This is a genomic window from Chloracidobacterium validum, from assembly GCF_018304825.1.
GTDB classification, from domain to species: Bacteria; Acidobacteriota; Blastocatellia; order Chloracidobacteriales; family Chloracidobacteriaceae; genus Chloracidobacterium; species Chloracidobacterium validum.
Genome location: NZ_CP072648.1, coordinates 1,852,648 through 1,865,564, shown reverse-complemented (window position 1 = coordinate 1,865,564; position 12,917 = coordinate 1,852,648). Strand labels below are relative to the sequence as shown.

5 protein-coding genes are annotated in these 12,917 nt (G+C 59.2%); 4 read left to right on the top strand and 1 reads right to left on the bottom strand.

The window, feature by feature from the left end; all coding sequences use genetic code 11:
• Window positions 1-3: 3 nt before the first annotated feature.
• From J8C06_RS07785 to uvrB, 4 genes are all read left to right on the top strand, one after another.
• On the top strand, window positions 4-1,830 hold the full coding sequence (locus tag J8C06_RS07785) for an HD domain-containing phosphohydrolase (RefSeq protein ID WP_211428150.1): 1,827 nt from the start codon (window positions 4-6) through the stop codon (window positions 1,828-1,830).
• A 7-nt stretch (window positions 1,831-1,837) separates the two neighbouring features.
• On the top strand, window positions 1,838-3,529 hold the full coding sequence (locus tag J8C06_RS07780; protein WP_211428149.1) for a S41 family peptidase: 1,692 nt from the start codon (window positions 1,838-1,840) through the stop codon (window positions 3,527-3,529).
• Window positions 3,530-3,578: 49 nt separating this feature from the next.
• The gene (locus J8C06_RS07775) at window positions 3,579-4,748 is read left to right on the top strand and encodes an acyl-CoA dehydrogenase family protein (RefSeq protein ID WP_211428148.1); all 1,170 of its coding nucleotides are present in this window, start codon (window positions 3,579-3,581) and stop codon (window positions 4,746-4,748) included.
• A gap of 76 nt (window positions 4,749-4,824) precedes the next feature.
• The gene (gene uvrB / locus J8C06_RS07770; protein ID WP_211428147.1) at window positions 4,825-6,810 is read left to right on the top strand and encodes an excinuclease ABC subunit UvrB; all 1,986 of its coding nucleotides are present in this window, start codon (window positions 4,825-4,827) and stop codon (window positions 6,808-6,810) included.
• 89 nt (window positions 6,811-6,899) lie between these two features.
• Here the strand turns inward: uvrB and J8C06_RS07765 are convergent, their stop codons facing one another.
• On the bottom strand, window positions 6,900-12,914 hold the full coding sequence (locus J8C06_RS07765; protein ID WP_211428146.1) for a hypothetical protein: 6,015 nt from the start codon (window positions 12,912-12,914) through the stop codon (window positions 6,900-6,902).
• Window positions 12,915-12,917 lie beyond the last annotated feature (3 nt).

Here is a 12,917-nt window from a genome sequence, read left to right as displayed (position 1 = left end):
CCCGTGAAGCGTAAGAAGTCAACGAAAATTCTTTACACGTTTCTGGCGGTCATTCTCGCCTTGGTGATGCTGCCGCTTGCAGCCGTGAGTTGGAAGCTGATTGGGATTGGGCGTGAGTCCATGCGCCTCAATGAGCGGGCCGAGCAGCTTCGGTCGGTCGTGTTGGTCGCCAATGAGTTGCGCACCTACATTGGCGGCTACCGCCACCAGATTAGTGGCATGGCGCGCACCTTTGAGTCCATCGGCGGGGTTGACACACTCCTCAAGCAGGATGAAACCACGCGGAACCGGCATCTGGCACAGTTTCTCGAGGATGACCCCAACTTGATTTTGCTTGGTATCGTGCCGCAGGGGAAAACTGCGGAAACTGAGCTCGTTGCCCAGTGGGACACTCGGAAAATCGCGGCTGAAGAAGTCAGCAAGACGGTTGGTGAAGCCTTGACGGCAGTCAGTCGCCGCCCTGACCGAACCTATGTCAGCACGCCCCGCTATATCCCCTCGAGCAATGAGTTTGCCATCGTCCTGGCACATTCGCTCCAGCGGCCAGATGCTTCCCCAGAGCGCGCGGAAGTCGTGGTTGCCGTGACCAGCCTCGAGCCAATTTTCAATCTGGTGAATGTCACCTCGGCCAGTGACAACCTTGACCACGCGGCATTGCTTCGCAATGGCAGCCGCGTCGTGTTTTTGGTTGATCAGCAGGGAAGAATCTTGGCTCATCCTGACCGGGCGCTGGTGTACACGTCCACCGATGTCAGCGACTGGGGAATTGTCGCCAAGTGGCAGGACACGATTGCCATCAACATCTCTGCGCCCCTGGCCGAGCCTTTTGAAATCCGCCTGGGTGAGCAGAAGCTCTCCATGCTGGGCAGTTGCGCCACGGCGATGATTGCGCCCGACTTACCGGTCGGTGTCATTGCCGTCATCAACGAGGAGGCCGCGTATTCACCGGTGACCAAGATGATCTGGCAGGCAATGGCGCTCACGTTCGTGACTGCCCTGCTTGCGGTCCTGGTTGGCTTGCTGCTGGCCTACTGGATCACCTCGCCGATTGCTGCCGTTGCCAGTGGCGCGCGCGCCATTGCCGACGGTGATTTTTCGCGCCGCATCACGGTGCGCAGCCACTCGGAAATCGGCCAACTAGCGGATGACTTCAACGCGATGGCCGAGCATATCCAGCGCTACATCAATGACCTGCGGTTTGCCGTGAATGAAAACCGAGAACTGTTTCTGGGGACGGTCAAGGCGCTGGCTGAAGCCATTGATGGTAAAGACCCCTACACCCGTGGACACTCCGAGCGCGTCAAAATGTATTCCGTGCTCATGGCCGAGCACATGGGGCTAAGTCGGGAAGAAATCGAAGATATTCGCGTAGCGGCCCTGCTTCACGATGTCGGCAAGATTGGCATCGAGGACCGCATTCTGAAAAAGCCGGCTGCCTTGACCGAGGATGAATACACCATCATGAAAACCCACCCGGAAAAAGGCGCAAAGATCATGGCCGAGATTCCCCAGATGAAGAAGTATGTGCCCGGCATGTACTACCACCACGAGTGCATGGATGGACGCGGTTATCCCCTTGGTCTGAAAGGCGATCAAATCCCGCTCATGGCGCGTATCATCAGCGTGGCGGACACCTTCGACGCCATGACGACCAATCGTCCCTACCAGCGGGCGATGTCCACCGAAGTTGCCGTGCAAAAGATTTGGTCGTTTGCCGGCACGCGCTACGATCCGGCCGTCGTTGCGGCACTCGAAAGCGCACTCAATGCCGGAAAACTTGACGAGGTGATTCAGGGCTACCAAGTTGCCCTGGCGGCCGGCAAGGCCTAATCTGCCTGTGCTGCGCCTCGACGCACAGTATGAACTGGTCATGACACCCATGCTGCATCGCTATTTCGCTCCCTTCACGTTGCTTGTGGTGGTGCTCTCCGCCGGCTTAGGTGGACTCGCCATGCATTTGAGCGCCTCCGGCTGGGGCAGCCGGCTGGGGCAGCCGGAGCAGCAGCAGCGCGTTGAGCTTGAACAAGTCATCCGTGAAGCCCAGGAAGTGGTTGTATCCAATTACGTCGTTGAGACCCCGCCTGAGCTGCTCACGAAGTCGGCCATCCAGGGCATGCTCCGAATTCTCGATCCGCACTCGAACTTTTTCGACAGCAAAGAGTTTCAGGAGATGCGCACCGAGCAGCACAGCCGTTTCTATGGGATTGGCGTTTCGATTGCGCGGCGTCACGACCGGGTGTACGTCCTGGCAGCCATCGAAGACACCCCAGCCGCACGCGCCGGACTGCGCGCCGGTGATGCCATCATCAAGGTCAATGATGAGCCGGCAACCGACTGGACGACGCGCCAGGTTCTCGAAAAAGTCCGTGGCGAACGCGGCGAACCGGTCTCCATCACGGTCGAGCGCCTGGGGGTTCCCAAACCGCTGACGTTTTCGATTGTCCGGGATGCGGTGCCGCTGCCTTCGATCCGAACCTACTTCATGGTTCAGCCTGGGATTGGCTACGTTGCGCTTTCCGGGGGCTTCAACACGACGACGGAAGATGAACTGCGGCGGGCCATGAATGAGCTGGCCGCCCAGGGCATGCAGTCCCTGGTGCTCGATTTGCGGGGCAATCCTGGTGGGCTGTTGCCACAGGCCGTCAGCGTGGCTGACATGTTCCTGCGGCGCGACCAAAAAATTGTCGCCGTCCGTGGGCGCGCGGGCTACAACGGAGAGGAAGCCCGCGAATATCGCGCCAAGAATACCGCGCCGTTTGAGAAGCCAATCGTCGTTCTCATTGACCACAACTCGGCTTCGGCGTCCGAGATCGTTGCCGGGGCCCTTCAGGATCACGACCGGGCGCTGATTGTTGGGGAACCGAGTTTCGGCAAGGGCCTGGTGCAGCGCGTGTTTGAGCTTCCCTTTGGTTCGGGGCTGACACTCACGACGGCAAAGTACTACACGCCGAGTGGTCGCTGCATCCAGCGTTCTTACACGAGCGGGTTGCTGTATGCCTATTACACACATCAGCCGTCCGACGCGCCGCCGACCGGCGAAGCGGCAGCCACGGATACCGGGCGAACAGTGTATGGCGGCGGCGGCATTACCCCGGATGTCATCGTCAAGCCCCAAACCTTCACTGCCGCCCAGGGGCGGCTTTCAGATGCTACGTTTGAGTTTGCGCGCCACTTGTCGGCCGGTCTCGTCCCAGGCTTGGTCAATTACCGTATCGAGCGGACGGATTATCGGCGGCAGCTCCGCGATGGCGATTTTCCGATCACCGACAAGGTGATCGCCGCTTTTCGTGAGTTTCTCAAAACCAATCCTCGGTTCACGGCGCTTGAACCGGCCGTGACCTCGAACCTGGATTTCATCAAGAACCAAATCCGGCAGCACTTGGCAACGGCGGCCTATGGAACGGAAGCCGGCTTTCGGGTGCAGTTAGCGGCTGACCCGCAGCTCCTTCGCGCCATTGAGTCCGTTCCCAAAGCAGTTGAACTCGCGCAGCGGGCGTGGTTGGTTAGTGAATCTGGGCCGCGTCGTTAGCATCCCGGCTGGCGGCGCATCACGTTTTGAAAAGGAGAGAACCATACCCATGCCTCAGACCGATTTTTTGAACATTGATAGTTTGTTGACCCCGGAAGAACTGCAAATCCGAGATGTCGCCCAGCAGTTTGTGCGTGAGCGTGTCTTGCCGGTCATCGAGGATTGCTATGAGCGCGGCGTCTATCCCACCGAGCTGATCAAGCCCATGGGAGAGCTGGGGTTTTATGGCTGTACCCTGCCCGAAGACTATGGCTGCGCCGGTCTCAATAGCCTTGCCTACGGGCTGATCACGCAGGAGCTTGAACGGGGCGATTCTGGCGTGCGCAGCTTTGCTTCTGTGCAAAGCTCGCTGGTGATGTATCCGATCTATACCTTTGGCACGGAGGAGCAGCGGCGCAAATGGCTGCCGGCGCTGGCCAAGGGTGAAAAAATTGGGTGCTTTGGCCTCACCGAACCCGATTACGGCTCCAATCCAAGCGATATGGTGACGCGCGCCGAACGGACGAAATACGGGTGGAAGCTCAACGGCGCGAAGATGTGGATTACCAACGGCTCGATTGCCGACGTGGCGGTGGTGTGGGCAAAGACCGGCACCGACACGCGCAGCATCCGAGGCTTTCTGGTCGAGAAAGGAACGCCCGGCTTCAGCGCGCCCGAAATCAAGAAAAAGCACTCGCTGCGGGCCTCCATCACCTCCGAGTTGATTTTTCAGGATTGCGAAATTCCCGAAGAAAACATTCTGCCGAATGTGGAAGGGTTGCGCGGCCCGCTCTCGTGCTTGAACCAGGCGCGCTACGGGATTGCCTGGGGGGCGGTCGGGTCGGCTCTGGCCACCTACACGACGGCGCTGGAGTACTCGCTGTCACGAATTCAGTTTGGCAAGCCGATTGCCAGCTTCCAGCTCACGCAGCGCAAACTGGCCGACATGATTACCGAAATCTCCAAGGCGCAACTGCTGGCCTATCACGTCGGCAAGCTCAAGGATGCCGGCAAGGTCACGCCGGCGCAGATTTCGATGGCCAAACGCAACAACGTCGCCATGGCGCTCGAAGTCGCGCGCGAAGCTCGGACGATCCTTGGAGCGAATGGGATTAGCGCCGAATATCCGGTCATGCGCCACATGAACAACCTGGAGTCCGTGCTGACCTATGAGGGCACGCACGACATCCACACGTTGATCATCGGCGCGGAAGTCACGGGCATCCAGGCATTCAAGTAGTCAGCGGGGCTTGCGCTGAGGCTGAAAGGCGCTAAAGTCGAGCCGCATCTTTGCGCTTCGGCGCGAGGGCTGCGTCATGCCGTTTGAACTCGTTGCTCCGTACACCCCTAGTGGCGACCAGCCGGCTGCTATCGCGGCCCTGGTTGATGGCTTTCGGCAGGATGCCAAGCACCAAATCCTGCTGGGCATCACGGGTTCCGGCAAGACGTTCACGGTGGCGAATGTCATTGCCGCCTTGCAGCGGCCGGCGCTGGTCATGGCGCACAACAAAACCCTGGCGGCGCAGCTCTATCAGGAGTTCAAGGGGTTTTTTCCCCGCAATGCCGTCGAGTATTTCGTGAGCTACTACGACTACTACCAGCCAGAGGCGTACGTTCCTTCAACCGACACCTACATTGAAAAAGAAGCCACCATCAATGACGAAATTGACCGGCTGCGCCTGTCGGCAACCCGGGCGGCCTTTGAGCGGCGGGATTTCATCATTGTCACCTCGGTATCGTGCATTTACGGGATCGGCGATCCTGACGCCTACTTTGGGATGATTTGCTTCGTTGAGCCGGGTCAACACCTCCGGCGCGACAAGCTGATCGAGCGGCTGGTCGAGTTGCAGTATGACCGCGATGATGAAGATTTCGCCCGCGGGACGTTTCGCGCGCGCGGCGATACGGTCGAAGTGCATCCGAGTTATGCCGAGCAGGCGCTGCGGATTGCGTTCTGGGGGGATGAAATTGACACCCTGGAGCTATTCGACCCACTGCTGGGCGAGACCATCGAGCGCATCCCACACAAGTATCCCATCTATCCAAAGTCGCACTATGTGACGCCCAAGCCCATCGTACAGCGCGCCGTGGAGACCATCCGGCAGGAACTCGACGCCTGGGAGCCGGTGCTGATCGGGCAGGGCAAAACCGTGGAAGCCCAACGGCTCCGCCAACGGACGACCTATGATTTAGAAATGATGCGGGAGCTTGGCTTCTGCCGTGGCATTGAGAATTACTCACGCCATTTGACCGGGCGTCCGCCGGGCGCGCCCCCGCCGACCTTGTTTGACTACCTACCGGATGACACGCTCATCGTCGTGGACGAAAGCCACCAAACCGTGCCGCAGGTGCGTGGCATGTACGCCGGCGACCGCTCGCGCAAGCAAACCCTGGTGGATTTTGGTTTTCGGCTGCCGAGTGCGCTCGACAATCGCCCGCTCAACTTTGCCGAGTGGGAACAGCGCGTCGGCCAGGTGCTCTTTGTTTCCGCGACGCCAGGCCCCTACGAGTTGGCCTGCACGGGCGGGGAAATCATCGAGCAAATCATTCGCCCGACCGGACTGCTCGATCCGGCGGTGCTGGTGCGTCCGGTACGCGGCCAGATTGACGATTTACTGGGCGAGATTCGGCAGTGCCTAGCGCGCGGTGAACGCGCCCTAGTCATGACGTTGACGAAAAAGATGGCGGAGGACTTGACCGATTACTACGCCGAGGTTGGCGTCAATGTGCGCTACCTGCACTCCGACATCGAAACGCTCGATCGCGTCAAGATCATCCGCGACCTGCGGCGGGGGGAGGTTGACGTGCTGGTCGGCGTGAATCTCCTGCGCGAAGGCATGGACTTGCCTGAAGTATCGCTGGTGGCGATTCTCGATGCCGACAAGGAAGGTTTTTTGCGCAGCGAAGCCTCACTCATCCAGATCATCGGGCGGGCCGCGCGGCACGTCAACGGCAAGGCCATCCTCTACGCTGACCGGATGACCGATTCGATGCGCAAAGCCATAGAGATTACGGAGCGCCGTCGCCAAATCCAGCAGACCTACAATACGGAACACGGCATCACGCCACGCACGGTTGTCAAGCCCATCGAAGCTACCCTGGTGACGGCCCACGAAGCAGCGTACTTCAAAACACTGCCGGATTTGGCGGCGTTTGAGGACGACAGCCCGGAAACGTTGGCCGTGACCATCAGCCAGCTCGAAGTCGAGATGCGGGCTGCCGCCAAGGCGCTCGAATTCGAGAAGGCCGCGGCACTGCGCGATAAAATCAAGTACCTCAAATCAAGGCAAATCCTTGCCTGAAACCTGCTCAGGGCATTGCGTTGTTTGGGCAAAAAAGGCGGAGCCGCTGCCAAGCGACTCCGCCCCAATCCTAGCTGGCTACAGGCGTTTCAGTTCGGATTGTTTTCAAGGAAGACCTGCCGGTAACTGCCATTCTTGTAGAAGAAGAAGAAGGGTGTTCCGGCCGGTACGCCAGTTGGCACGAGAAACGCCGTGTCGAAGTTCCAGTTACGTGGGTTAGGCGGCGTGTAGTTGCCGTCGCCCCCGATGAGGAACGGTCCATTCCCCTGGTGGCTGAAGAACTGGAAGATGAACGACCCGTTGTAGTTGAAGTTGCGGCTGTGCTCGGTGCCACCGAAGTCTTCGGCAAACCGTGGGAAGTTATGCAGACCCCCGTCGGTATTGTTGTCGAAATTCATACTGCTCTCAGGGTCTGGTGCGTCGTTGTTACTATCCTGAACCTGCCCAGTAAGGTTATTGTTGCCCGCTCCGGTACGTGGCGCGCCCGTTAGCCAAGCCGCCTTGATAGTCGTACGCACCGCAATTCGATCAAGTGCATTGTTCTGTGGGCGGTAAAGGTAGTTTAAGCCGGTGATAAACATCCGCCCATCTGACCAGCCGTTGGAGTGAATCGAGACAGCATCAGCGTAGATACCCATCGAGCCATGCAGGAGTGGATCGTTAGGTTCAAGCGGATTGCTGCACCAGTCCGATGGCGGGGGTGTCGGGACATTGGCGTTGCCAGTTTGCGCATAGTTCTCGGATGGGGTTGGCCCGCCCCTCGGAATTCGGCTATTGAGTGACGTGTCGGCCCCTTGAATGTTTTCCGTTACGCCAATGGCATTGATGTTGCCGTAGAGATATGACGGATTTTCTGTCACGACCGTCAGTCCGGTGAAGCCCCGCCCGCTGCCGGTTGGGCGATCCACAAAGTAGCGGGGAATGTCCATCGCGTTCGTGATTCTGAGCGCCCGGCGGAATGCCCGGATACGTCCGGTCTTGGCCGAATCCACAACCCGCCACGTGCGCATGCCGGCACCGCCGTTGGTATCAGCCGTGAGTGCTGTCGGGAAAACATTCGATGGATACACGACGCCGGTGAAGGTGCCAGAAATGGTGCGTGTGCCGTCCGGGTTGGGTGTGTAGGTATAGCGTGTGGACTGGGCGACCACGCCATGCCCGTTGCCGGCGGTTGGTGCGTTGGGATTGGCCGATGCTCCGAAATACTCATAGCCATCGTTGACCGGCACGGCGCCATGCGGCGCCTCGCCACAGCGCGCCGGATTGCTCAGGGTCGGCGTTGTAACTGGTTGCGTTTCACAGGCGACATCCCGCCGGAGGCGTCTATCACCAGGTTTTGGACCAGGAGCGTTGGCAACGTTGGCATACGAGACGGTAATGCCCTGCTGTGGGTCAAACACCGTGTCGGGGTCGGTTTCAAAACTGTCGTCCAGGGCGTTGAGAACGTTGTTCTCACCATAGACATCATTGAAATCGTAAATGCCATCATTGTTGAAGTCGCCGCGTCGGTCAGAGAAATAAACGACGAACCCGTTGTCGGAGACATCAATCCGTGAACCGGAGGCCCCCGATTGAACGGGACGTCCGGAGGTAAAGCCCCCACTCGGGTTAGCTGTCAAGGCGGAGGTAGCCGCTTCGACGGTGGCAAGGTAGGCGTCAAAGTCGCCGCGGAAGAGGCGCTTGAGATTCCCTATGTTGAGATCGGTCAAATTCATCAGACCCCGGCGCTCATAAGCGAGCGGGCTTGGCATGGGAAGCTTGTAAGCCATGTTAGCCAAGATGCGCTGGTTGTCGGCGAGCTGGTTGTCTCCGACGCCGTTGCCAGGCCAGAGGGGCCAGACATTCGCCACCACCCGATTGGGAGCGCCACCAATGCTGCCATCGTAGTAGTCCGATGCGGTTGCAATCCCCTGGAGTCCGTAGCGGCGGTTGACGTGTCGCCCTTCCCGCTGGTCATAGACATTGATGGGGAAGGCGCGATCCATCTCGATGCGTATTCGTGGAATGAGGGACGCACCTGGACCAGGTGGCAGGAGCGGGTTGGTCTCATTGGGTTGGAAGGCGATGTAGGCGTGGCCCGGAAAAGCATAGTGGGCATCACTCAGTCCAAGCCGCCGCCCAACTTGGGTTTCAAGATTGAGGTTTTTCGTCCCGGCTGGGGGTCCAATCAGCGTTAACGGGTTGGTTGCCGCGCCCGTATCCAGGGGCGGAGTGGTTGGACCAATCCCAGTCGGCTCGATGCCGACCGCGCCCGGATACACCCGTGAAGCCAACGGGTGCTGGAAGATGATGGCCACGGCCTCGCGGACGTTGTAGCCGACGGTCACCGTTCCAAGGCCGGGCACATTGACACTGGCGCTGGCCTTGCCGAGAAACGTATTGAACGGAACCTTGATCCGGAAGCAGCTCCGGAAGTCACCGGCTTCGGTGAACCCGGCTGACGCTGGGAAAATGAGGGATGTTTGGCCAGGATCAGCCTGATTGAGAACCGAGTCGCTGAAAAGGAGTGGGTTGGCCACGACAGCCGGATCGGTGAGCGGCTGGAAGTTTGGGTCGCCGTCGTTGTACGCGGCTTCCCAGAAGATGATTTCAATCGGTATGGAAGTCGTGCGTCGGGTAATGCGGTTCAGCTCATTGTCGGGCGGCGGTGTATGCAACACCCGGAGGGTAGATGGAAGCAAAGCATTGACATTGCTTTCCGGGGAGTAGCCCATCCGGATCACTCCCTGTCCGTTGGTGCCTTGGCTTGTACTGCCGACGGAGCGTGGGAGCGCGGACATTTGCTCTCCACCGTCGTCGGTGTCGCCATCGCCGGGGAACCACTGGCCGCCCTCAGTGTCAGGTATGCGGCGCCCTCCGTGGAGATCAACCCGCTGATTTTCAAAGGGGTAGTGCGGAGGCTCGATGATGCCATCGCCGTTCCAGTCGAAGGTCAGGTTCTCACGGGCCATTTCCGGTGTGCCCAAGATTTGAGCCGTGGCAAAATCGCCAATCCCCGTGATGTTACCAAGTGATGGATCGGTTGAGCGACCCGGCGTGCCCAGCTCCGCCCCACGCAGCGTTTGGAGAAAGTTGACCGTGAACTGTGGCGCGGTGCGCAGCAAATGTGGAAACAGCCGAACCTGTTCTGCCGGCGTCAGTCCGGTCGGGTTGAACAGACATTTGGCCAAGAGTTGCTGGTCGGCGACGTTGGCAAAGGGCGTCATGTCCTGAAGGTCAATCGTTCCAGTCGGACCGGTACCAGGATACCCGGTTGGCGGCGCACCAGCCACTGGCGCATCGCCAGCCGTGGTGTTGAGGTTGGTGTTGAGCATTCTCGTGTACGGTCCGACGACGTAGTTGGAACCCGTTAGCGTTGCCGGTCCCTGGTTGAAGTAACCTAGGTCGTTGTCCAGCAAGCTGTCGCCCAAGCTGTTGGCACCCGCGCCCGGCGCAACCGGGCCGCCGGTGATGCTGACGTCATCGTGCCGCATGGCATAGAAGCCAGGGATGCCAGGACGGAACACGAAGTGACGCAGTAGGCGCACCAGTTGCCTTTCAACCCGGAGCACGCGGGCTAGACTGCCTGGATCATTCGTCCAGAAGTTCGGCGAGCGCATGATTTGGTTGAAGCTCGTCTGGTAACGCACGCCGTTCACAATACCGCTGTCATAGACCGGGTCATGACCGGGTGTCGTGAGATCGGGCACGAGAAACCGGCGCGGCGTGAGCGTCGTTCCGCTGGTCACTGCAACTGGAGCCAAACCAGCAGTCAGTTGCTGCAAGCGAGCCGCTTGAACGCGCACCCGCCGGATAAAGCGTTCTTGCCGCTTGTCACCATTGCTGTTTTCACCGTTGAAGATTTCTTCCCGGGGGAGTTCACTTTTCATCGGGTTCGGCATCAGAAACATGTCATCCGCCGTGTTGCGGGTGCCGTCGGGACCGATGTCATAGGAACCCTTGATGTAGCTATTGTTGTCAAAGTCATCGGTGAAGCGGAAGTACGGCTTGGCCAACAGGCTCTTGAAGCGCGCCGGATAGCCGTTCACAACTGGGTCGCCATTGTTATCCAGTCGTCCGCGCAGCGACGCTGTTTCAGTTGTAATCACCGGACGCCCGCGATCATCAACCTGTGGCGGGTCGGCATTCGCCATGTTGACGTTGGTCTGCGGCGTGAAGGGCAGCATCGTCCGCTGAAGCGTCAAGATGGTGTTGGGTTCATACCAGTAGGTAACACGCTGATTAACCAAGCCAGTCGGGCTGCTAATGGCGACGGTGGGGGGAGCCCCAAAGGCTTGCGCAAAACGCCCGATGAAGCTGCCGGTTGCGCTTTCCGTCAAAAATGGAAGGAAGTTGCGCGGAAGGTTGGCGGCATTTTGATCTTGGAGACGGGTGATGCTCCCTCCATCGTTGAGCGCGTAAACCGCCGCATAGGTCGTTTCCGGTTCCGGCTGTCCGCCCGCCAAGTTAGCTGCCGGTAGGTCACGCAGCACCGGGATGGGTCCAGAGGTAATACCAAGATTGAGAATATGCGGCGTAATGTCATAGCGCGCCGGAAACACATTTGAGGCCCCGGCGGGGTTATTATTGACCAGCAACTCGATCTTGATGTAGGTGCGCTTGCGGTTTATCGGATCGTCAGCGTTGTTGGCTGTGGACTGAAAATACGCCTGTTGATTGACTAAGTTGGTTTGCGGCGGCAAGACCCGGCGTTGAGCAGAGGGGGCGGTCACGAGCAGGTCGTTTTGGTCAAACTTTTGCGGCGGTCCGCCGCTCCCGGCCGGAAGGACGGTCGCCGGCTGGTCTGGGTGGTCATTCCCGGTCAGTGGATTGAATTCGACGACATTAGGGTTGTTCCCAATCCAAAACTGCTGAAACAGTGTCGTGTTTGGATTGCTGAGGGCTTCCAGATCATAGGCCCGGGTTCCACCGGGGGCCGCCGGCGGAAAGTGCTCGAGGTCATCATCCAATAAAATGCGGATGGTGCTGGCGCGGGCTGAAACCTGACCGTTGACGAAGCGCGAATTTTGCAGAACTTCGAGGTTCTCATTCGGGTTTGCCCGCCGCAGAATTTCAATGGCATTGAAACCATTCGTTTGGGTTGGCAGGAGCAGTGGCACGATGCGTTGCTTGCCGGGCGACTGACCGCCGGTGACCCCCCAGGGCGTGCCGATGCCGCCGTTGTTGGGGCCCGGCGCAGTCGGGGTTCCACTCCCAACACCAACCGGTAGGTTGATGTCATTGATGAGCCAGTTGACCGGCGCGACACGGTACACCGTTGGGTCATTTGAGTATCCACGGGGTCCTTTGTCGGGTGGAAGACTGGAGATGATGGGGAGCGTCACACTGTCCGCCAGCGCGGTCGGGTCTGGCCCGCTGGCAGAGAGGTTTGGATTGAGGACGCGGGAGTTGTCGGCGCGGAGTTTGTTGCTCGGCGTAATCCGGCGGAGGACTTCGCCAGCTACCGTAACCGGACCGAAGAACCAGGCACGATTGCCAGCCCCAAGGTATAAATGCCGGTTCACGTGGGTTCGCCCCCCCAAGTAAAACTGTGGACCAGGCGAAACTTGCAAGCAATCAAAGCCAAAGACGGCAAATTGGAAGGCCGGTATCTGATAGAAGTTGACCTGCCGAATCAGGCGTGCCTCCTCATTGGCATTGTTTGCCTTGGCGGCCGCTCCCAGGACAAACTGGCGACGGAGCGCCGTCATGCCATTGAAGGGGGCGTCATTGACCGTCACCGTCGTTTGGGAGGATGCACCAGGCGGAACGAAGGGGGTGTCAGCCGTGAAGGTGTAAAGTGGCTGCCCGTCTTCAAAAACGAAAGGCGGCTTATTGCTCGCTATACCGGTCGGTCCCAAGTCTTCAGCCGTGATGTTTGGCGAGCGTGAAAGGATGCGATTGACATTGGCCGTGATGGTTTCCAAGTAAGCAATCGCGGCGTTGAAGGTGCGAGTCTTTTGGTATTCCGCTGCCGTCTGGCGCGCCTCGGTCGTTATGAGCGTAGCGGAAACGGAAGTAAAGACCAGCAGCACGCCCAACAGGACGAGCGCGATAGCAAGCGCCACCCCACGCTCCCGGCGGCGAGCTTGGCGACGTAGCAAGTTGGCAAATCGTGGTGTCATGGC

Excerpts from the sequence above, each read along its gene's own strand:
- J8C06_RS07775 (WP_211428148.1), top strand. The coding sequence starts at position 3,579 with ATGCCTCAGACCGATTTTTTGAACATTGATAGTTTGTTGACCCCGGAA.
- uvrB (WP_211428147.1), top strand. The coding sequence starts at position 4,825 with ATGCCGTTTGAACTCGTTGCTCCGTACACCCCTAGTGGCGACCAGCCG.
- J8C06_RS07765 (WP_211428146.1), bottom strand. The coding sequence starts at position 12,914 with ATGACACCACGATTTGCCAACTTGCTACGTCGCCAAGCTCGCCGCCGG.